The sequence below is a fragment of the Pseudooceanicola nanhaiensis genome, from assembly GCF_020171315.1.
GTDB lineage: Bacteria > Pseudomonadota > Alphaproteobacteria > Rhodobacterales > Rhodobacteraceae > Pseudooceanicola > Pseudooceanicola nanhaiensis_A.
The window spans coordinates 296,357-318,233 of record NZ_JAIUZP010000004.1 but is presented as its reverse complement, the minus strand read 5'-3'; the positions used below and the strand labels follow the sequence as shown (position 1 = coordinate 318,233).

Annotated in this window: 17 protein-coding genes; 1 reads left to right on the top strand and 16 read right to left on the bottom strand. The window is 69.2% G+C overall.

The annotated features are described in order from the left end of the window. Window positions 1–95: 95 nt before the first annotated feature. From LCM32_RS06390 to LCM32_RS06315, 16 genes are all read right to left on the bottom strand, one after another. A complete protein-coding gene (locus LCM32_RS06390; RefSeq protein ID WP_224820224.1) occupies window positions 96–1,733 on the bottom strand; it encodes a hydantoinase B/oxoprolinase family protein in 1,638 nt (545 codons plus the stop codon). Between the two features lie 3 nt (window positions 1,734–1,736). After that, window positions 1,737–3,827 (bottom strand): hydantoinase/oxoprolinase family protein, encoded by a 2,091-nt coding sequence (locus LCM32_RS06385; protein ID WP_224820223.1) that lies wholly within the window; start codon window positions 3,825–3,827, stop codon window positions 1,737–1,739. A 168-nt stretch (window positions 3,828–3,995) separates the two neighbouring features. Further along, a complete protein-coding gene (locus LCM32_RS06380) occupies window positions 3,996–4,934 on the bottom strand; it encodes a LysR family transcriptional regulator (RefSeq protein ID WP_224820222.1) in 939 nt (312 codons plus the stop codon). Window positions 4,935–5,129: 195 nt separating this feature from the next. Beyond that, window positions 5,130–6,083, bottom strand: coding sequence for a 2-hydroxyacid dehydrogenase (locus tag LCM32_RS06375; protein WP_224820221.1), 954 nt, complete (start codon window positions 6,081–6,083; stop codon window positions 5,130–5,132). A gap of 84 nt (window positions 6,084–6,167) precedes the next feature. Next, window positions 6,168–6,935: a LamB/YcsF family protein gene (locus tag LCM32_RS06370; RefSeq protein WP_224820220.1), complete on the bottom strand. Its 768-nt coding sequence runs from the start codon at window positions 6,933–6,935 to the stop codon at window positions 6,168–6,170. A gap of 27 nt (window positions 6,936–6,962) precedes the next feature. Then, window positions 6,963–7,427 (bottom strand): biotin/lipoyl-containing protein, encoded by a 465-nt coding sequence (locus LCM32_RS06365; RefSeq protein WP_224820219.1) that lies wholly within the window; start codon window positions 7,425–7,427, stop codon window positions 6,963–6,965. Beyond that, a complete protein-coding gene (locus LCM32_RS06360; RefSeq protein WP_224820218.1) occupies window positions 7,424–8,449 on the bottom strand; it encodes a biotin-dependent carboxyltransferase family protein in 1,026 nt (341 codons plus the stop codon). The genes LCM32_RS06365 and LCM32_RS06360 overlap by 4 nt, the downstream gene beginning before the upstream one ends. Continuing rightward, complete coding sequence (locus LCM32_RS06355) at window positions 8,446–9,150, bottom strand: 5-oxoprolinase subunit B family protein (protein WP_224820217.1); 705 nt, start codon at window positions 9,148–9,150, stop codon at window positions 8,446–8,448. The genes LCM32_RS06360 and LCM32_RS06355 overlap by 4 nt, the downstream gene beginning before the upstream one ends. Window positions 9,151–9,152: 2 nt before the next feature. Further along, entirely contained in the window at window positions 9,153–9,659 is a 507-nt protein-coding gene (locus LCM32_RS06350; protein WP_224820216.1) for an acetyl-CoA carboxylase biotin carboxyl carrier protein, read from the bottom strand. Further along, window positions 9,656–10,873: a pyridoxal phosphate-dependent aminotransferase gene (locus LCM32_RS06345; protein WP_224820215.1), complete on the bottom strand. Its 1,218-nt coding sequence runs from the start codon at window positions 10,871–10,873 to the stop codon at window positions 9,656–9,658. Before LCM32_RS06345 ends, LCM32_RS06350 begins: the two co-directional genes overlap by 4 nt. Window positions 10,874–11,348: 475 nt before the next feature. Beyond that, on the bottom strand, window positions 11,349–12,545 hold the full coding sequence (locus LCM32_RS06340) for an FAD-dependent oxidoreductase (protein ID WP_224820214.1): 1,197 nt from the start codon (window positions 12,543–12,545) through the stop codon (window positions 11,349–11,351). Continuing rightward, on the bottom strand, window positions 12,542–14,233 hold the full coding sequence (locus LCM32_RS06335; protein ID WP_224820213.1) for a hydantoinase B/oxoprolinase family protein: 1,692 nt from the start codon (window positions 14,231–14,233) through the stop codon (window positions 12,542–12,544). The genes LCM32_RS06340 and LCM32_RS06335 overlap by 4 nt, the downstream gene beginning before the upstream one ends. Then, on the bottom strand, window positions 14,230–16,344 hold the full coding sequence (locus LCM32_RS06330) for a hydantoinase/oxoprolinase family protein (RefSeq protein ID WP_224820212.1): 2,115 nt from the start codon (window positions 16,342–16,344) through the stop codon (window positions 14,230–14,232). The genes LCM32_RS06335 and LCM32_RS06330 overlap by 4 nt, the downstream gene beginning before the upstream one ends. Before the next feature lie 98 nt (window positions 16,345–16,442). Then, window positions 16,443–17,390: a LysR family transcriptional regulator gene (locus tag LCM32_RS06325; RefSeq protein ID WP_224820211.1), complete on the bottom strand. Its 948-nt coding sequence runs from the start codon at window positions 17,388–17,390 to the stop codon at window positions 16,443–16,445. A gap of 450 nt (window positions 17,391–17,840) precedes the next feature. Continuing rightward, the gene (locus LCM32_RS06320) at window positions 17,841–19,343 is read right to left on the bottom strand and encodes an SLC13 family permease (protein WP_224820210.1); all 1,503 of its coding nucleotides are present in this window, start codon (window positions 19,341–19,343) and stop codon (window positions 17,841–17,843) included. A 531-nt stretch (window positions 19,344–19,874) separates the two neighbouring features. Further along, on the bottom strand, window positions 19,875–20,561 hold the full coding sequence (locus LCM32_RS06315) for a TetR/AcrR family transcriptional regulator (RefSeq protein ID WP_224820209.1): 687 nt from the start codon (window positions 20,559–20,561) through the stop codon (window positions 19,875–19,877). 153 nt (window positions 20,562–20,714) lie between these two features. Between LCM32_RS06315 and LCM32_RS06310 the strand changes: the two genes are divergently transcribed. Then, entirely contained in the window at window positions 20,715–21,863 is a 1,149-nt protein-coding gene (locus LCM32_RS06310; protein ID WP_224820208.1) for an efflux RND transporter periplasmic adaptor subunit, read from the top strand. Window positions 21,864–21,877 lie beyond the last annotated feature (14 nt).

Genomic DNA, 21,877 nt, shown 5'->3' with positions numbered 1-21,877 from the left:
TGTTCCGGCTCGTGCCGGTTCGGGTTGATGCCGACAAGGCTGTCGGCGGGAACGTGACCGGGGAGGGCCGGTCACGCTGTTCGCTTGGTCTGCAGCTACTCTGCAGCGATCCCCTTGGCGGTGATCAGCCCGGCAGAGATATCGGCATCGCGGGCGGCCTGCGGACGGTCCGCGGGATCGCCAAGGCCCGCGCCGCCCGGCGTGGACAGGATCAGGGTTTCCCCGGCGCGGATGACCTGCGTGCCCTTGGTGGCCAACGGCCGGCCCGAGGACAGGCCCACGACACCGGCGGCGCCATCCTTGCCGCCCAGCTGGCCGCGCGGTGCGAAAGCCACGCGGTCAAAGGCGGCCAACAGTTCGAAATCGCTGTCCTCGGTGTTGATCAGCTCCATGTCCTGGCCAAAGCCGCCGCGGCTGGCACCGTCACCCGCGCTGTCGGGGCGCAGTTCCTTGCGGCGGAACATGAGCGGCGAGAGGATTTCCGCCACCTCGACCGGGGTGCCATGCACACCCGAGGGGAAGGCCGTGGCCGACAGCCCGTCAAGGCCCGGACGCCCGCCAGTGCCCCCGTTGGTGGTGATGGCAAGCGCATAGTTGCGCCCCTTGTCCGGCCCGCTGGTGCGGCGGCCGCGCACGGTGATGTTCCAGATGCAGGACGTCCCTTCGGCGGGCACGAGGTCCGGCACCGCCTGACGCAGGCAGCCATAAACCACGTCGGGCAGCATCTGGCCGAGGATGTGGCGGCTGGCGACCGGCGCGGGCTTCAGCGCATTCAGGATGCAGTTCTCCGGCGCCGAGACGGTCAGCGGCGCCAGCGAGCCCGCGTTGTTCGGAATGTCCGAGGCGACCACGCAGCCAAGGCCGAAGACCGTATAGGCGGTGGTATAGGCCAGCGGCACGTTGATCCCGCGCCCCGAGAGGGGGGAGGTGCCGGTGTAATCCATGTGGATGCCGCTGTCGGAAATGGTCAGCGTGCCGGTCAGCTCGATCGGGCTTTCGAACCCGTCGGTCATCATGGAATAGCTCCAGCTGCCCTGCGGCAACTTGGCGACGTTCTCCATCACGGCGGTCTGCGAGCGTTCGATGATGTAATCGGACAGCGCCGTCAGGTCGTCGATGCCGAACTCTTCCATCATCTGGACAAGGGCCTTGGCCCCGACCTCGTTACAGGCGGCCAGCGAATAGGTGTCGCCCTCGGTGTCGATGGGCAGGCGCGTGTTGGCGCGGATCATCGCCATCAGCGTTTCGTTGACCTTGCCCTGATCGAAGAGCTTCAGCATCGGGATGTAGAGGCCTTCCATGAAGACATCCGTCGCCTCAGGGCCGCTGCCAAGGCCGCCGATGTCCATCAGGTGGCTGGTGCAGGAGAAGAGCGCCACAACCTTGCCCTTGTAGAAGGCGGGGGTGGTGATGACGAAATCGTTCAGGTGCCCGGTGCCCATCCAGGGATCGTTGGTGATGAAGGCATCGCCTTCCTTCATGTCCTCCAGCGGGAAGTGGCGCAGGAAATGCCCGACGGAGACCGCCATAGAGTTCACGTGCCCCGGCGTACCGGTGACGGCCTGTGCGATCATCCGCCCCTCAAGGTCGAAGATCCCGGCCGAGATATCCTCGCATTCGCGCACGATGGCGGAGAAGGCGGTGCGGATCAGGGTCTGGGCCTGTTCGCCGACCACGGCGACAAGGCGGTTCCACATGATCTGCATGTCGATGACATCAGGTTGGGTTGCCATGGGTCAGACCTCCTTCTTCTTCTCGAGCACGATACAGCCCGCACCGTCCACATGAGCGGTGAAGGCGGAGGAGACGAAGGTCGTCGTCTCGATCTCGGTGATGACGGCGGGGCCGCTGATGGTGCCGCCCGCCGAAAGCGCCGTGCGGTCATAGGCGGGCAGGTCGACGAAGGACTTGGACCGGCCATCGTAGAACTTGCGCGTTTCCACCGGTGCGGGGGCCGCGCCGGTGCCGGCAGGGCCGGCGGGGGCGGGGCGCTTGGGATAGGTCGAGACGAGGACGGACCATGTGATCGCCTCGATCCCCGCATTGGGCAGGGCGCGGGCGAACTGGCGCTCGTATTCCGTCTCGAAGGCGGCGCGCACCGCGCGCAGGACCTCGGCGTCCAGACCCTCGGCGGGCATTTCCACCGCGATTTCATGGCCCTGTCCCTGATACCGCATGTAGCCGACAAGACGCTCGAACAGCGGCGCACCCTGTGCGCCCGGCTCCACCAGCGCCCGGGCCTGCGCGCGCATTTCGCTGAACATCTCGGTCAGCGCGGGCGCGTCGAAGGTCTCGTCCAGCCGCATGGGGCGCGAGCGGGTGATCTCATAGGCGACGGGCGCGGTCAGGAAGCCCACGGCAGAGCCGACACCGGCATTGGCCGGGATCAGGATGCGCGTCACCTGCGTTTTCTCGGCAAGGCGGGCGGCATGCAGCGGTGCGGCGCCGCCAAAGGCGATCATCGTCGCGCCGTCCAGCGCCACGCCGCATTCCGCGGCGTGCATCCGCGCGGCGGAGGCCATGTTTTCGCAGACCATTTCATAGATCGCGTGCGCCGCGTGTTCCGGCGTCAGGCCGAGCGCATCGCCCACGTCGCGCGACAGCGCGGCGCGCGACAGGTCCGGGCGCAGGGTCATGGTGCCGTTGGCAAAGCCTTCGGGCGAAATCAGCCCCAGCACCACGTCGCTGTCCGTCACCGTCGGGCGGTCGCCGCCCCGGTCATAGGCCGCCGGGCCCGGCACGGAGGAGGCGCTTTCCGGCCCCACGGCGATCTGGCCCATCGAGTCCAGGTGCGCGATGGAACCACCCCCGGCGCCGATCTCGACCATCTCGATCACCGGGATGCGCAGCGGCAGGCCCGAGCCCTTCATGAAGCGCGCGGTGCGGTCGACCTCGAACACCCGCGAGGTGGCCGGTTCGCCGTTCTCGATCAGGCAGATCTTGGCGGTGGTGCCGCCCATGTCGAAGCTGACGACATTGCCGGCCTCGGCCTGCATGGCCACCTGCGCGGCAAAGATCGCGCCGCCTGCGGGGCCGGATTCCACCAGCCGCACCGGGTATTGCTGCGCCGTTTCCAGCGAAGTCAGACCGCCGCCCGAGGTGACGAGGTAGGTCGCGCCACGGAACTGGCGGCTGCGCAGCTGGTCGGCCATCCGGCCGAGATAGCCACTCATCAGCGGCTGGACGTAGGCGTTGGCCACGGCGGTCGAGGCGCGTTCGTATTCGCGCACCTCGGGGCAGACTTCGTGGCTGAGGGTGATGGAAACACCCGGCAGGGCGGCGCGCAGGATCTCCCCGGCGCGGATCTCATGCTCCGGGTTGCGATAGGCGTGGAGGAAGCAGATCGCCACCGCCTCGATCCCGTCATCGGCCAGCTTCTGTGCCAGCGCGTGCACGGCTGCCTCGTCCAGCGGCAGCTGCACCTTGCCGGTGGCGTCGATCCGTTCGGGCAGGGAATAGCGGCGTTCGCGCGGGGCCAGCGGCGAGGGTTTGACGATCATCAGGTCGTACTGGCTGAACCGGCTTTCGGTCCCGATGTCGAGGATGTCGCGGAAGCCTTCGGTGCCCACGAGGGCCGTCACCGCGCCGCGGCGTTCGATGATGGCATTGGTGGCCAGCGTCGTGCCGTGCACGATGGTCGCCACGTCCGAGAACATCAGCCCCGCGTCCTGCAGGGCCAGTTCCATGCCGTAGAGCATCCCGTCTTCGGGCGCGGCCGGGGTCGTCAGGACCTTGCGGGAGCTGCGCGTGCCATCCACGTCCAGCACCACGTCGGTGAAGGTCCCGCCGATGTCGGCGGCCAGTCGGATATGAGGGGCTGTGAGCATGGTGGTCCTTTATGTCGCGATGCGGGCGGTCGTCCTGTCAGGCCCGTTCGGGGCCGATGCAGGGTCTCTGGCCGGGCCAGACATCCCGCGGATCAGGGGAGCTTTGCATCCGGCGGTCGTGAAGAAAAACGAAATAAATTCATTTGCCCCATCGCTTTCCGGAAACTCTCATTCTGCCGCGATTTCATAGGTTTCCCCGATGGTTGGCAGGGAGAAGAGCTGCTTGGCGACGGTCGCGACCAGCATCAGGTCCTGCGAACGGCGGTCTTCCGGGCGGGTGGCGGCAACATAGGTGATCGGCAGCATCGGCCAGAGCGTCTCGATCCGCTGGAGGTAGCCATCGGCGATCTCGGAAGCGAGCATCGCCTCGGGGCCATAGACCACGAGGTCGATCTTGCGGGCCATGTAGAACATCGTGGAAAACGCGTTGCAGATCACCGCCGGATGCAGCGGCCCGTCCACCAGCGAATGGCGCAGGGCATGGAAGCCCGCGGTGGTTTCCGGGGGCGAGGCGATGGGCAGCGCGCCTAGCGCCTCGGGCCCCAGCGGGCGAGTTGCAGGCAGGTCGATCCCGGCGGTTGCGGCCCAGATGAACTCCCGCTGGCCGACGGCGCGGGTGTGGAGGCCCTGCGACACCACTGTCGAGGGCACGATGATCATGTCGAGCGCGCCCGCTTCAAGCTGCGCCTGCAGGTCCGAGGCGGGCAGGGTGATCTGCGGGATGATCCGCAGGTCGGGGCGCATCCGGCGCACCGCGTCGCCAAGGGCGGGGGTCAGTTCGAAGCCTGCGACCTCGCTCAGCCCGATGCGCAGGATGCGCTCGCGGCTCTTGCGGCCTTCGGCCTCCTGAAGCGAGGAACTGCGCAGTTTCACCTCGTCCTGAAGCGCCAGCATCTGGGCAAAGAGCGGCTCCAGCGTTTCGCCGCGCGGCGTCAGCGTGACCCGCGCGCCGGTCCGGCAGAGCAGGGGTCCGCCCAGTTCTTCCTCGATCTCGCGCACGCGTTTCGAGATGGTGGACTGGGTCGCGTTCAGCCGCCGCGACGCGGCGAGGAAGCTGCCGGTCTGGACGATCCAATGTACGGCTTCGATTTGCTTGAGAGTGGGCATGCCGTTCTTCCTTGCCCTCCCGTAACGACCTTCTTTCGTCGAGTTTGACGGCCCACGGGGGGCGGCTCAAGTTTTCATCACCAATGGAGGGGGGGCGGGTCGCTGACGGTGAAATCTTCAGCGAATGCCCCCCGGTGTCGTCCAATTTGCCCAAGTCGCGGGCGGTTCCTGCGCGCGATTTAGGCGGCTGCGCGATCAGGCCGGAATCGGCGTCTCCAGCGGGCGGCCTTCGAAATGGGCCCGCAGGTTGGCGATCAGCAGCCGGTTGGCGCTGAGGGTCGCCTCGGGGCTGAGCCCGCCGATATGGGGGGTGAGCACCACGTTGCGCATTGCCTTCAGGCGGGCGGGCAGATTGGGCTCGCTCTCGACCACGTCGAGACCCGCGCCGAGGATCGTGCCGCTGTCGAGCGCGTCCATCAGCGCCTCGGTATCGACGGTGACGCCGCGCCCGACGTTGACGAGGATGCCCTGCGGGCCAAGCGCGGCCAGCACCCCGGCGTTCACGATGTGTCGGGTGGCGGCGCCGCCCGGCAGCACGTCGATCAGCACGTCGACCTCTGCCGCCAGTTGCTCGACGCTGGGCACGTAACGATAGGGCGTGCCGGGCTTCTCGCGCCGGTTGTGATAGGCGATGTCCATGTCGAACCCGGCACAGCGTTTCGCGATCCGGCTGCCGATGTCGCCCATGCCGAGGATGCCTACCTTCTTGCCGGTCGCCATCGGGTGCAGCACGCGGAAATCGCGCCAGCGGCCCTCGCGGACAAGCGCATCGTTGTTGGGGATCTCTCGCAGCACCGCCAGCATCAGGGCAAGCGCGTGGTCCGCCACCGTGTCGGCATTGGTGCCCGGCCCGTGGCTCAGCGCGAGGTTGCGGGCCCGGGCGGCGGGCAGGTCGATGCCCTCGTATCCCACGCCCTGCGCCGAGATGATCGAGAGGTTGGGCAGCAGGTCGATCAGGCTGCTGGGGATCGCGATGTTGCCGTTCATCACGATGCCGTCGATCTCGGCCCCGCGGCTGCGGGCGATGGCGAAGCGCTCGTCCTCGGTCCGGGCCGAGAGGCAGGTGAAATGCTCCTCCAGCCGGGCGTAGTTGGCGGGCGTCATGTCGGCGGCGATGAGGAGAACGGGGCGGGTGTCAGCGAGGGGCATGGGCGTGGGGTCGTCCGTGGTTGGGGAGGTGGCGCGCGCGTCCTCCCCGCCGCGCGCGCCCTGTCGGGTCAGTGTCTTGGTGTGTCAGCAGAGCTCGGTGAAGGGCACGACTTCGCCGCCACCGCTCTCGATCGCGTCGCGCACGGCCTGCGCGATTTCCACCGCGCCGGTCGTGTCGGAATGCACGAGGATCGAGCGGGCGCCCTTGAAGGTGACCTTGCCGCCGGTGATCGTGGTGAAGCTCTCATCGTCGAGGAACTGGACGATGCGGCGCTGCACCTCGTCGAGATCGTGGATGACCGAGTTCGGGATCTTGCGGTTCACGAGGTTGCCCTCGTCGTCATAGGCGCGGTCGGCAAAGACCTTGCCGACGGTGGCGAGGCCATGCTTCTGGGCCATCTTCTCGGAGATGGAGCCGGCGACGACGCTGGTCTTCAGCTCGGGATTGTACTTGGCCATGAGCTCGAAGAAGAAATCGTCGTAGTCCGGGTTGCGGCGGCCCATCTCGCCCATGGCGCCATGGGTCGAGCAATGGCTGACCGGGTAGCCGCCAACCTTGGCGATCGCCTCCAGCGCGCCGTGCTGGTAGAGGAAATGCTTGGACAGGAGGCGCGGGTCGATGTCCATGGGCACGCGGCCGAAGCCCAGCAGGTCCGGCAGGCCGCAGTGCGAGCCGAGCGCCACGCCATGTTCCTTGGCCAGTTCGACGCAGCGGGTCATCGTCAGGGCGTCGCCGCCGTGGTAGCCGCAGGCCACGTTGGCCGACGAGATGACCTTCATCATCCCTTCGTCATCGCCCAGCGTCCAGCGACCGTAGCTTTCGCCGAGGTCCGAGTTGATATCGACTTTCATGGTGCTTTCTCCTGTCGTGCTGTCCGCTCAGGACATCGTGTTTGGGCCGGTCGGGCCAGATTTGGGGGCATCGTCGGGGACGAGGGTGAAGACCGGCGATCCGTATCCCAGCAGTGCGCCGTCCTCGGCCTGCGCGTCGCCCAGTGTCCCGGCGGCGGGCGCGGTGACGGGGCTGATCAGGCTTTCGACCGCCAGCCAGGCGACGATGTCGCCGGGGGCGACCCGGTCGCCGGGACGGGCGGCGGGTTGGGTACGGGCGGGATGGGTGAACATCAGGCGGCCCGGGCCCGGTGCGGGGATCGTCCGGGCAGCGTCAGGCCGGGCCGGAGGCGTCGCGCGCGCCGGGGCCGGGGCAGGGCGCGCCGGGGCGGCGGCCGCCAGGCGGATGCGCTCGCCGCCGGGCAGGCGCAGGTCCAGTTCTGTGACGCCATGGGCGCGCATCTGCGCGGCCAGGCCCGACAGCTGGGCGGGGGAGAGGGCGGATTTGGTCATGCCACCTCCGGCGTCATCAGGGAGAGGGCAGACAGGCGGCGCAGCCCGGCGAGGTAGCTGTCCTGCTCCAGCGCCGCGGCGCGCGCCTGCGCCAGATCGCAGCGCTGGAAGCGCAGCAGGCTGCGCGGCGGCAGCTGGGCGAGGCGCCAGAGGTCCGGGTCGATGACCACGCCCATCTTGGGATAGCCCCCGGCGGTGTTGCCGTCGTTCAGCTGGATGATCGGGTGGCCACCCGGTGGCACCTGCACCACGCCGCAGACGATGCCGTGGCTGCGCATTTCCTGCACCACTTCGCGTTTCAGGGGCGTTGTGCCCTCCAGCCGCATGCCCATCCGGTCGCTCTGGATCGTGACCCGCCAGGGGTCGGACCAGAACGCCTCGTGGGAGGCCTCGGTGAAATCGTCATAATCCGAGGCAGGGATGACGCGCACCGTCGTGGCCTGCGGATCCTCCCCCAGCGGCAGGGCCGTTGCGGGCGGCAGGGCGCCGAAACCGGCGGGATCGCGGAAGGCGGGCGCCTGTGCCGCGCCGGCTGCCAGCACGTCGCCCGGGCGCAGCGCGCGCCCCTCCAGCCCACCGAAGGCACAGCGCACATGGGTCGCGCGGGAGCCCAGAACCTCGGGCACGTCGATGCCGCCCGCGACGCTCAGACAGGCGCGCAGGGCAGGGGCTGCCAGATCGCGCCGGGTGGCCCCGGGGGGCGACAGCTCCAGCACCTGACCCGCGCGGACGGGCAGGGCCCACCACGGTGGCACCGGCCGCCCGTCGAGGCGGGCGTCGCAATCCGCCCCGGTCAGGGCAATGGCCCCGTCGCGCAGGACGCGGAGGCGGACCGGGAACAGCTGAAGCTCCAGCCCGGCGGCACCGGGCGCATTGCCCAGCAGGGCATTGCCCACCTGCAGGGCAAGGCCATCGACCATGCCGGTCGGCCCGATGCCCCAGCGGCGCTGGCCCGGGCGGCCAAGGTCCTGAACGGAATTCAGCGGCGGGGTCGCCAGCACTTCGAGAAAGGGCACGCTCATTCCAGCACCTCGTCGAGGATGAAGCGGATGCGGTCGCCCGGCTCCACCAGCCCCGGCGGGTCGCGGGTCAGGTCGAAGGGGGCGGGCGCGTCGATCAGCTGGCCCAGCGAGTACCAGCCCGTCGGGCCGGCCTGCGGGCCGCCCGGCACCGGCGGGCCCGAGACATTGCATTGCAGCCCGGCGATAAAGACGTTCAGCAGCAGCGGGCGGTTCACCGGCGCATCCCGGCGCGGCAGGAAGAGCGGTTCCGGCAGGCCGAAGAGATAGCCGAAGCCGGGGATCACGCCGGGGGCAAAAACGGTGTATTCCGCGCTGGAATGCATCTCGGCCACCTGCCGGGGTGTCATGGACTTGCGCTGCGCCACGTCCAGCAGGTCCTCGCCGCCGTCCCCGCCATAGCGCACGGCCAGTTCGATCAGCTTGCCCGGTGCGGGCGTGTCCGGCGTGGCGATCCAGAGCGCGAGCAGCTGCGCCTGCAGGGCCTCGGGCTCGGTCGCCAGCGGATCGTAGAGCACCAGAAGGTTGTTCATGCCCGGCTGGGTGTCGGTGACACCCTTGAGGTCGCCCGCCGCCTGGCCCACGGCCCAGATGCGCCGCTGGGTCGGCAGGCACATGGGGCCTTCGCTCTCCAGCAGGAAGGCCGCGCTGCCCATGGGTGTCACGCGCGGCGCAGCCAGTTCAAAGGCGTTGTGTGCGGCCATGGTCAGGCGGCCCCACCGTGCGTGGCATCGGGCTTGATCCAGACGAGAGCCTCGCCCGCGGCGATCTCCTCGCCGTTGCTCGGGCCGATCTCGACCACGGTGCCCGCCACGGGGGCGGGGATCGTGCTGAAGGTCTTCATGGCCTCCACAAGGCAGACCGCCTCGCCCTCGGCGACGCTCTGCCCGACGGTGACCAGAGGCGGCAGGCCCGGCTCTGCCGCGGCATAGAAGACGCCGTAGACCGGCGAGGTGACGGCGATCGGCGCCTCGCCAGAGGGGGCCGGTGCCGCGATGGCGGGGGCCGGAGCCGGTGCCTCGACTGAAGCGGGGGCGGAGGCGTCGACGGGCGCTGCGGTGGCGGGCACCGCAGCGGAGGGGGCCGTCGCCGTGCCGCGCTTCAGGGTCAGGCGATACTCGCCCATCCGCCACTCTGCCTCGCTCAGGTCGTTCTCGCCCATGGTGGCGATCAGCGTGCGGGTCAGCTCCAGCAGCTTCTTGGTGTCGCTCATGCCGGGTCCTTCAGGGAGGCGACGGCCGTGGCGATCCGGCCGCAGGCCTCTTCCAGCACCGGCATGGCCGAGGCGATCGAGATCCGGAAGTAGGGCGACAGCCCATAGGCCGCGCCGGTCACCGTGGCCACAAGCGCCTCTTCCTGCAGCCAGTCGACCACATCGCTGTCGGTTTCCAGAACCTTGCCCTTGGCGCTCACCTTGCCAAGGATCCCGCCGCAATCGACGTAGAGGTAGAAGGCGCCCTGCGGCTTCTGTGCGCTGATCCCCGGCACCGGCTCCAGCAGCTCCAGCACCCGGTCGCGGCGCGCCTGATAGGCGGCGGCGCGCTCGGCGATGTAGTCCTGCGGGCCCTCCAGCGCGGCGACGGTGGCCGCCTGACTGGTGGTGCAGGACGAGCCGACCATCTGCCCCATGACCTTGCCCATGGCCTTGATCAGCCCGCTGGGGCCACCGGCAAAGCCGATCCGCCAGCCGGTCATGGCGAAGCCCTTGGACGCGCCGTTCAGCGTCAGGGTGCGGTCCTTCATCCCGGGGCAGGCCTCGACGAAGGAGACGAATTTCACCCCGTCGAAGAGGAGGTATTCATAGATCTCGTCGGTCAGGACCATGACGTGCGGGTGCTTCTCCAGCACCTTGCCGAGCGCTTCGAGCTCTTCGCGCGAATAGACCGCGCCGGTGGGGTTGCCGGGGGAGTTCAGGAACAGCCAGCGGGTCTTGTCGGTGATCGCCTCTTCCAGCGTTTCCGGGTCCAGCTTGAGGCCGAACTGGCGCTTGGTCTCCACCACCACGGGCACGCCGTCGGCCAGCTTGGTCAGGTCCACGTAGGAGACCCATGCGGGCGCGGGGATGATCACCTCGTCGCCCGGGTTGACGCTGGCCGTCAGGGCGGTGGCGATCAGGTTCTTGGCACCGGGGCCGACGATGATGTCATCCGCCGAATAGTCGAGCCCGTTGTCGCGCTTGAACTTGGCGGCGGCAGCGGCGCGCAGCGCCTTGGTGCCGCGCACGTCGGTGTATTTCGTGTCGCCCGCGTGGATCGAGGCAATGGCCGCCGCGACCACGTGGGGCGGGGTCGGGAAGTCCGGCTCGCCGGCCGCCAGCGAGATCACGTCGAGGCCCTGCGCCTTGAGGTCCGTGGCTTTCTGGGCCGCCTCGACCGAGGCCGAGGGGGCAATACGTCCGAGCTTCTCGCTGCTGTAGATAAGGTCCATGTCTGATCCGGGCTTCACTGGTTTCATGCGGGGACCCGGTGGCGTGGACAGCCCCCGGGCAGGAAAGGGCTCTTCCCCGCCAGACCGCCCCGTCCCGGCCGGTGGCACGGGAGGGAGGCGTTAGGGGACAGGCGCGGGAAGACCCGCAGCCTTACGCGCAGACGGTGCCAAGGCTTTGCGGAAAGGGCCAGATCGCGCGCGCCCTGACGGCGTAAAATTCGCGTGGCTGCTGCTTCCTGAGGCGTTCGCCCGGAGTTATCCACAGCCCCTCCGCTCGCGGGTGCGGGGCGGGGCCTGTCCGCAGGGCCTTGCGCCCGCGCGCCAAGGGTTTCCGGTGCCCGGGCAGCCACATAGGCCAGCCCCTTGTCCGCATCGGGGCCTGCCGCATGCGGGCGCTTTGCCGCGCGCCCCTGCCGCATCCGGCGCCGTGATCCGCCCAGGCCGGGCACGGGGGCAGCGGCGTGGGCGGACCGGGTCATTCGACCGCTTCGGAGCGGCGCAGGGTGGTGATCATGGAGCTTTCCATGAGGTGCGCCTTGAGCCGGACGGGATCGGCCGCGATGGCCTGAAGGTCCTTCAGCAGGTCGAGCCGCTTGCTGGGGTCCTTCTCGCGCATCCGGGCGCGCGCCTTGTCCGCCTGCACGATGATCTCGTCCCGGGCGATGGGGCGGCGGCGGCGGTCATAGCGCGCCAGCAGCGGCCCGTGGTCGGCACCGTCCAGCGCAGGCGCAAGGGCGCGCATCAGCTCGCGGGCATCATGCAGCCCGCCGTTCAGGCCCATGCCGCCCACCGGGCTGTTCAGATGCGCGGAATCCCCGGCCAGCACGACGCGGCCCGCGACGTAGCTGTCGGCCATACGCATGTGGACGCGGTAGGGGCGCGGTTCCATTCCCAGCTCGAAATCGCCGGGAATGTCGAGGATGCGGTGCAGTGTCTTCTGCACCGCCTCGGGGCGCAGCTGCTCCTCGGGGGGGATGCCGTCGACCATGTAGATCGACACCCGCCATGTGTCGGCCATCCGCAGGAGCGAGAAGTTCCCGCCATCCTGCCACCAGCAATAGGCCACGCTGGAGAGGCCTTCGATATGGTCCTGGAACGGGAATTGCGTGGTGGTGAGATAGGTCGTCTCGGGATAGGTCTCACCCTCGAAACCGAAGCCGAGCGCATGGCGCACGGCGCTGCGGGCCCCGTCACAGCCGATCAGGAAGCGCCCGCGCAGCAGGCCCGGCCCCTCGGGGCCCTCGATGTGGACGGTCACGCCGTCGTCGTCCTGCTCGAACCCGGTGACGGAGGTGCCCATCACCTCGGTGCAGCGCCCGGTCAGCTTCTGGCGCAGGATGTCCTGCAGCTCCCATTGTTCGCATTGCAGGCGGTAGGGGTGGGCGGTTTCGCCCTCTATCGCGGCCATGTCGAAAAGCGCCCGGTCCCCGGTGGGATGCAGGCGCACCTCCCAGTCGCGGCAGATCCGGCCGCGCGCGATCAGCGGCGCGCCGACGCCCACTTCGTCCAGCATGTCGAGCGTGGGCGCATGGAAGGTCGAGGCGCGGAAGTCGATCACCGGCTCTGTCCCGGCCTCGACGAGGGTCACGTCATAGCCCGCCTCGACCAGTTGCAGCGCCATGTACTGGCCGACCGGGCCTGCGCCCGCGATGATCACGTCTGTCTGGGTCATGTCGCTGCCTCTCCGCGCAGGGTCCGTGTTGCGGCGTCGTCCACATCGCCCCCGGGGGTGAGGACGACGCGGTAGTCTCTCTGGGCGCTCTCGGCGCTGATCCGTCCGTCCGCCACGTCGCGGGCGACGGCGGCAGGCTCGCGGCTCTCGGGCGTGCCGAGGCCCGCGCCGCCGGGCAGGGACAGGCACAGGCGATCCCCGGCGGGCACCTCCTGCTGGCCGAGGCCCGCAAGGGGCTGGCCGGATTTCAGCCATGCCGCCCCGGCGGCCCCGTCCGTGCCGCCCTCGCGGCCCCGGGCGGCGTGGTCGATCCGGTCATAGAGCGCGAAGACGGTGAAGGGGGAGCCGTCCCGCGTGCCGACCTCGACCACCTGTCCCAGCCCGCCGCGCATCCGACCCGGGCCGCCGCTGTCCATGGCCAGATCCTTGCGCCAGATGACGATGGGGGCGATGGCCTCGACCACCTCGCTGGCGGTGGCACGGATGCCGCTGGGAAAGCCGGTGGCATCCAGCCCGTCGAGCGCATGGCGCGCGCCCATGCCGCCCGCGTTGAAGAAGACCGCATCGAAGGGCTGGCCCTCGACCTGTCCGCGCAGCTGCGCCGTCCAGACGCAGGAGGCGCCATCGGCGGGCACCACGCCGGGCATGGCCTTGGCCAGGCAGTTCATCACCAGCTCCGGCAGGAACTGCCCGATGATGTGCCGTGCGGCGACAGGCGCGGGGCGTTCGACGTTGAGGACCGAGCCGATGGGCGCGCTGACCCGGATCGGCGCAAGGGCACCCGCGTTGTTGGGCAGCTCCGGCGAGACGACGCACTTGATGCCATAGGCGGCATAGGCGGCGGTGTAGTTCAGTACGAGGTTCACACCGCGCGGCAGGGCCGGGGCGCTGCCCTCGAAATCGGCGTGGATGCTGTCGCCCGCGATGGTCAGGCGGCAGTTGAGCGTGATCGGCGCGCCGAACCCGTCCAGCGTCAGGCTGTCGGACCACGTGCCATCGGGGCATTTGGCGATCGCGGCGCGGGTCGCCGCCTCGGTCCGCGCGAGGATGCCGGCGGAGAGCGCGTCGATATCCGTCAGGCCGAATTCCGTCATCAGCGCGCAGAGCCCCGCCGCGGCGGTTTCCCCCGCCGTGATCATCGACAGCACGTCGCCTTCGACCTGATCGGGGTGGCGGACATTCTCGCGCAGGATCAGGCGGATATCCTCGTGCAGCTGGCCGTCGGTGCAGATCCGCATGATCGGCAGGGCAAAGCCTTCCTCGAAGACCGAGGTGCCGTCTGCCGTCTGTCCGCGCCCGCCGATATCGACCTGATGGCAGGTCGAGGCGATCAGCGCCACGGCGCGGCCCGCGTGGAACACCGGGCTGACCAGCGTCAGGTCATGCCGGTGACCCGAGGCGAGCCATGGGTCGTTGGTCATGAAGTGATCGCCGGGTTTCATCGTCTCCAGCGGGAACCGATCGAGGAAATGCACCACCGTCGCGGCCATGGCGTTCACGTGGCCGGGGGTGCCGGTGGCGGCCTGCGCCACCATGGCGCCCGCCCGGTCAAAGAGGCCGAAGGAGAGGTCCTCGGCCTCGCGCACGGTGGAGCAGAAGGCGGTGCGGACGAGGACGCGGGCCTGTTCCTCGACGAGGCTCAGCAGGCGGTCCCAGAGGATCTGGAAGGTGAGGGGATCATGGGTCATACCGGGGCCTCCGTAGGGATCTCTGTGGGGGTCGCCGTGGATGTCGCCATTTCGGAACGCGTCTGGGGCAGGCGGAGCAGGTGCAGCGTGCCGTCGCCCAGCACGCGCACCTCCCAGCCGGGGGGAACGGCCGTGCTGGTGGCCGCCTCGCGGACCAGGCAGGGGCCCGTCAGAACGTGGCCGGGGCGCAGCGCCGCCCGGGTATAGAGCGCATGGGGCAGGGCGGCGTGACGGGCGCCGCCGACCTCTGCATGGCCGTCAGCCGCTGGGGCCGTGGCCTCCTGCGGCGCGGGCACTGCCTGCGCCGGGCGGGGCGGCGGGGCGATCCGGCAGGTCCAGCTGATGATTTCCACGCCGATCCGCTCCAGCCTGCGCCCATAGAGACGGTGGTAGGCCGCCTCGAAGGCCGCGCGCAGCTCCTCGGGCGGGGCCAGCGGATCGGGCAGCGCCACCGCGACCTCGTGGCCTTGCCCGACATAGCGCATGGCGGCGGACCACTCGGCCCGCAGGCCCGGCGCGTCCCCGGTGATGGCGCGGCCCTCTGCCTCCATCGCCGTGGTCAGTTCCATGACGTCTGCCGTTTCCAGCGTCGTGAGGGCCATGGGCGCGCTGCGGGTGATCTCGAAGGCGGCATCCGCCGTCAGGAACCCGATGGCCGAGCCGACGCCCGCATCGGGGGGCACCATGACGGAGGCGATGCCGATGGCCTCGGCCAGCGAGGCCGCGTGCAGCGGGCCGCCGCCGCCGAAGGCCACCAGCGTGCGCGGGCCAAGGGCGGCGCCCATTTCGACCGCGTGGAGGCGTGCGGCAAGGGCCATCGCCTCGTCCACCGCGGCGAGGATCGCGGTGGCGGTCGCCGTGGGTGCGGCGGGGCCACCGCCCATGTCGAGCGTGTCGAGCGCGCGCTGGGCGCGCGCCGGGTCCAGCGTCACCGCGCCCCCGGCGAAGCTTTCGGGCGAGAGCCGCCCGAGCAGAAGGTTCGCATCGGTGACCGTGGGCAGGGTGCCGCCGCGGCCATAGCAGGCAGGCCCGGGGGTGGAGCCGGTGCCCTCGGGGCCCACGCGCAAGCGACCCAGCTGGTCGAGCCAGGCGACCGAGCCGCCCCCGGCGCCGATCTCCAGCAGATCGACGGAGGGCACCTTGAGGGGCAGCCCGCTGCCCTTGACGAATTTCTCCAGCCGGGCGGCTTCGAAATCATTGGTGCGATGCGGCCTGCCGTGGTCGATCAGCGTCAGCTTGGCGGTGGTCCCGCCAAGGTCGAAGGCCATGGCCTCGGCGACCTCGTGCCGGGCCGCGATCCGGGCCGCGAAGAGCGCGCCCCCGGCCGGGCCGCTTTCGATCAGCCGCACGGGGAAGCGGCGCCCGGTCTCGAAATCGCACAGCGAGCCGCTCGACAGCATGAGGTGGCGCGGACAGGTGAGCCCCGCCGCGGTGAGCCGCGCGTCGAGCCGCGAGAGGTAACGGTCGATCAGCGGCTGCACATAGGCATTGGCCGCCGCCGTGCTGAAGCGTTCGAATTCGCGCACCACGGGGGCCACCTCGGAGGAGATCGAGAGGCTGAGATGCGGGCAGAGCCGGGCCAGATGATCGCGCGCCGCTTCCTCGTGCGCCGGGTTCACGTAGCTGTTGAGGAAGCAGATCGCGGCGCTTTCCACCTCCTCCAGCTGCGGCACCAGCGCCTTCAGCGCGGCAAGGTCGAGCGGCAGCAGCACCGTGCCGTCGGCGGCGATGCGTTCCTCCACCACCAGCCTGCGGGACCGGGGCACCAGCGGCGCGGGCTTGCGCAGGTTCAGGTCATATTGCGCGTAGCGGTCCTCGCGCCCCATTTCCAGCACGTCGCGGAAGCCCTGCGTCGTGATCAGGGCGGCCCGTGCGCCGCGCCGTTCGATCACCGCGTTGGTGGCCAGCGTGGTGCCGTGGACGATGCCGCCGATCTGGTCGGGCGTCAGGCCCGCGCGGGCGATGAGGTCCGTCACGGCGCCGGCGATGGCCTCTTCCGGGGTGGCCAGAGTGGTCAGTCGCTTGTCCGAGAGGCCGTTCCCGTCGCCTAGGTCGAGGTATGTGTCGGTGAAGGTGCCCCCGACGTCGATGCCGATCCGTGCCTGTGCCATCGTCTTCCGTTCTTGATCTCTGACGCGCAGAAGACCCGGCGGACGGGCTGGGGTAAAGATCAATAAGGTGGAGGCAAAGTTCTATAAATTAGAATACATCAGGGGAGGGGCGTCGCCTGCACCAGATCGGGCAGGGCGTCGGCCAGTTGGTTGAAACAGGCCCGCACTGCCGGCGAGGGCACGCGCCGGGCATCCATGCAGAGCGCCAGCGTGCCCCGTTCGATCCGCGGATCGTGGATCGGGACGAAATGCAGCCCCGGGCGGCGCGGATCGCGGCCCGGCGCCGGGCGCACCTGTATCCCGTGCCCCAGACCCGCGGCGACCAGATCGGCCATCGTCTCGAAGGAATTCGACGTCATCACCCGGCGTGGATGGATGCCGTTGCGCTCCATCAGCTTGTCGAAGGTGCGGCGTAGGGCGAGCGTCGGCTCGGGCAGGATCAGCACCTGATCGGCCAGATCCGCCAGCGGGATCGCCGCGCGCCCGGCCCAGTCGTGGCCTGCGGGCACCATGAGGTGCAGCTCGGTCTCGAAGGTCGGGCCGCGCCGGATGTCAGGCCGGTCGGGGACGCTGTAGGCGATCAGGATGTCGATCTCGCCGGCCAGCAACTGCTCGGTCAGGCCGGGGGTGTTGCCAATCACCGTATTGACGGCGATCCCGGGATGCGCGGCCATGAAGCCCTGCACCAGCTGCACGCCGAAATCCCGCCCGATGGAATCGTTGAAGCCCAGCGTCACCTCGCCGCTCTCCAGCCCGCGCAGGGCCTGTATCTCGGCATGGGCCGTGGAGAGTTCCCGCATGGCCTGTTTCAGCCGGGCCTGCAGCACCTCTCCCGCCGCGGTCAGCGTCACCCCGTCGCGCCCCGGCCCCCGGTCGAAGAGCGCGACGCCAAGGTCGTCCTCCAGCAGGCGGATCTGTCGGCTGATGGCCGAGGTGGCGATGTGGACGGCGTCCGAAGCGGCCCGGAACGAGCCATGCTCGGCCACTTCGTAGAAGTAGCGCAGGGCGGCCGAGTTGCGGATTTCGGGGATGATGCCAAGGCTCATGGGCGGGGACTGTCGGTAATTCCTGTCGCGCCAACCTACGGGCTCCGGCGGAGGTTGGCCAGCGGCGGGAGGCGCTGAAGGGGCAGCTTTCATGCTGACACAAAACACGTCATTGTCCGCTTTGTGTGCGGCCTGTATACAGGGGGTGTAGCGGATACACCCGAACCGTTCCGCTGCCTCTCTGTCGGTTCTTGCCCCCAACACGCAGGTGCCGGCACTGTGTTCTGGCCCGCCCGTTTCTACGTGGCGGGCAATTTTTTTGCCGGGGCTCTCCACCGTCTCATCTTCGCGCGGTGCGAAACGCGCTGTGCGGGGCGGCCCCGGTAACCCCAGGCCGATGTCATAGAGACCTGCAAGGATCTGAACCGGGATCCGGGGCAGGCACGGGGATAAACGAAAGGGGCCGCATGTGCGGCCCCTTACCGTGTTCCGTCTTGCCTTCCGCGGGGATCAGAGCCCGAAGACAGGCCCCGCCAGCAGGTACATCGCGCCGTAGACCACGGCGATGGACAGGATGTTGAGCAGGAAGCCCGCCTTCACCATGTCCGCCAGGTGCAGCCCCTCGTAGGAGAAGACGATGGCGTTGGGCGGCGTCGCCACCGGCATCATGAAGGCCATCGACGCGCCAAGCGCCACGGGCACCATCAGGTATTCGACCGGCACGCCCAGACCCACGGCCACCGCGCCGAGGATCGGCAGGAAGGTGGCGGTGGAGGCGGTGTTCGACGTGATCTCGGTCAGGTAGACGATCGCCGTGGTCACCACGAGGATCAGCACCCAGAGGTTCACGCCCTGCAGCCCGCCGACCATGTCGCCGATCCACTGCGCGAGGCCCGTCGCCTCGAAGGCGCCGGCAAGCGCGAGGCCGCCCCCGAAGAGCATCAGCACGCCCCAGGGCAGGGTGCGGGTGACGGTCCAGTCCAGCACGTAGCCCTCCCGGCGCGACACCGGGATCGCGAAGAGCAGCAGGGCCGCCGCCATGGCGATGCCCGCGTCGTTCAGCGGCAGGCCGAGGAAGCTGCGGGTGATCCAGAAGAAGGCCGCCGCGCCAAAGACGATGGCCACGATGATCTCGCCCCGGTCCATCTTGCCGAGCTTCTGGTACTCCGCGTCGATGATCGCGCGGACCTCGCCCAGTTCCAGCCCCTTGGTGGGGAAGATGACCTTGGTCAGCAGGATATAGGTCGCGGGCAGCATCACCACCACCACGGGCACGCCGATGTACATCCACTGCAGGAAGCCGACCTGAATGCCGTAGCTGTCGGACAGCAGCCCCGCCAGCAGCGCGTTCGGCGGCGTGCCGATCAGCGTGCCGACCCCGCCGATGGAGGCCGAGAAGGCGATCGAGAGCAGCAGCGACACGGCGAAGTTGCGGGCCATCTTCTTGTCCGCGACCTTGCTGTCCACGAACTCGATGACCGAGATGCCCACGGCATACATCATAACCGCCGTGGCGGTGTTCGAGATCCACATGGACAGGAAGCCCGTCGCCAGCATGAAGCCCGCGATGATCCCGCCCGGCGAGGTGCCGATCTTCTGCACGATGAAGAGCGCGATGCGCCGGTGCAGGCCCCAGCGCTGCATCCCGGCGGCCAGGATGAAACCGCCGAGGAAGAGGAAGATCAGGTGGTTGCCATAGCGCACCGTGACCTCGGCCACCTGCTGGATGCCGAGGATCGGCAGCATCGGGATCGGCAGCAGGGCGGTGGCGGGCAGGGGGACGGCCTCGGCCAGCCACCAGATCACCATCCAGACCGTCAGGGCCACCAGCCGCCAGGCCTCGGGGTTGAGGCCCGCGGGCGCGGGCAGCATCAGCACGATGCCCGCCAGCACCGGACCGGCGATCAGCGCGGCAAGCCGCACCGGCTTGATCGGCTCGGCGGCCTCGTCATGGGGCGGGTGGTTCGGGTCGGCCTGGGCCTGAAGCTCCTGTTCGGTCGGATTTGTGCGCATACTGTCCTTCCTTCTGTTCGCGGTGGATAGAGAGGACAGGGTGGGGGGCCGACAAGGGCATTCCGGGCCGATCACGACGCGCTGACGGAAATTTTGGCTGCCGCGGGACGGCCTTTCCGCTGGCCCTCGCACGCTGTGCGGGGAGTCGCACAGATTCGGGCATTCGCGGCAGGGGAGCCATGCGTCCTGCGCAAACCGAGGCCCGCGCAGGGGCGGCGATGTGCGACTCGGGCGCCGCCGCTCACGGCAATGCTAGGCGACGTGATGGGGCAATCCCGCCGATCGGGTCCAGATTGGTGCTGAACGCTCTCGCGCCTTTGCCCCCGTCCGCCTTGCCCCTGTTCCCGGAGATGCCCGCGTTTGCTGATGGCCTTCGGGGAACTCTATCGGCGCGGCGGTCGAGGGGCTGCCTGAGGTCGTGACGGACTAGCGCCGTGGCAGGGCAGACTGGGCTGGGGCGCAAGCCGCGCAAGGGGGGCTAGGCGTGGCCAGAACGGCCCGAGCTGAAACGGTCGGGGGGGTTGCAGGAGGTCAGCCCCTGTCGGGCGCGACTGCCTTGCAGAAGGCCGCCACCGCAAGCGGCCGCCGCTTTTCCAGCTTGGCCACGCGTTCCTCGTGGGGGACATCGCAGCGCAACAGCACCTCGAGGACGTTGGGATAGGCCATGTCGCGCAGCATTTCCGCGGCAAGCTCGGTGTCGGGGATCTCTGCCTCGCCACGGTCCACGGCGCGGTCAAGTTCGGTCTTGATCTGCGCAGCAAGCGCCAGCAGGCCGGAGCGGAGCACCGATGCGGCCAGTTCCGGCTGGCTGGGGGCCTCTGCGATGACGGAGCGCAGCAGTTCCACCTTCCGCCCTGCGGCGGTGGCCTCGAGGTTCAACGTCAGCAGAAGGTCGAGCCGCTGCGCCAGCGGCAGATCCTGCGCCGCCGCCGACAGGGGGCGGACGATGGCCTCGTGCATCCGTTCGATACAGGCGCAGATCAGCTCCTCGCGGGTCGCGAAATGGGCATAGACCGTGCGCTTGGACATGCCGGCCTCGCGGGCGACGGCGGCCATGGTGATCCGGGCAACGCCCTCCTCGGCCAGCACGTTTTCGGCGGCATCGACAATCAGCCTCGCCCGCAGATCCGGGTCGATCTGCACAGGACGCCCACGCTTGCGTTCGCCGCAGCAGCACCCTGACAGGGCGCCGGGTTTCTTGTCTGGCGTGATGTCCAACTCTCCTCCAAGATGCAAAGGCAGGTTCATCCGGATCGGCGAACTTGCGCTTTACAAAACTACGTCGTTTCCTTAATCCCGGTCAAGAGCGCGTGCAGACGGGACCAGTGCGTCCTGCTCAGCAAGACCCCAGCAATTCAGGACGACCCACCAATGACAATTCGTTCTACGATTATTCGTTCCCTTTCCGTCGCCGCTTTTTCCGGTGTCGTCGCCTTTCCGGTCGCTGCGCAGCAGGGCGGGGGGCAGCAGGCCGTTCCGGTGACCGTGGTCACGCTGGAAGGCAAGGACGTGACCCTGACCTCGGTGCTGCCGGGCCGCGTGGCGGCCTCTGCCTCGGCCGAGGTGCGGCCGCAGGTCAACGGCATCGTGCTTGAACGCCTCTTCGAGGAAGGTGCCGACGTCTCGGTGGGCGATCCGCTCTACCGCATCGACGACGCCAGCTACGAGGCCAGCGTGGAGAGCGCCAATGCCTCCCTCGCGCAGGCACAGGCCACCCTGAAATCGACCGAGACCGAGCTGACCCGGCAGGAAGAGCTGCTGCGCCGCAACGTCTCGACCCAGCAGAACTTCGACGCGGCGCAGGCGGAACGCGATGTCGCCGCCGCCGCCGTGAAAGTGGCCGAGGCGCAGCTGATGTCGGCCCGTATCGACCTGGACCGCACCACGATCCGGGCGCAGCTCTCGGGCGTGATCGGCCTCAGCTCCACCACGCAGGGCTCGCTCGTGACCTCGGGCCAGTCCACCGCGCTGACCACGATCCGCGCCATCGACCCGGTGAACGTGGACGTGACCCAATCCGCCGCCGAACTGATCCAGTGGCGCCGCCAGAATGCCCGCGTCGAGGCCGGCGAGGCCGAAGAATCCTCGGCCATGGTCACGCTCAAGCTGGCCGATGGCACCGATTACGACCAGACCGGCAAGCTCTCGGCCGCCGAGCCCTACGTGAACGAGCAGACCGGCGTGGTCGTGCTGCGCCTCAGCTTCCCCAACCCCGACGGGCTGCTGCTGCCGGGCATGTACGTGCAGGTGGACATGCCCCTCGGCACCGCCCATGACGTCGTGCTGGTCCCGCAGGAAGGCGTTGCCCGCAACCGTCGCGGCCAGGCCGTGGCCATGGTCGTGACCGCCGACAACAAGGTCGAAGAGCGCACGCTGAACGTGCTGCGTGACCAGGGCGCCTTCTGGGTCGTGGATCAGGGCGTCTCTGCCGGTGACAAGGTGATCGTCGAGGGCCTGCAAAAGATCGGCGTGGGCGCGACCGTCGCCCCCCAGGAACGCGCGGCAGCCCCCGCCAACTGATCTGACCGGCACCA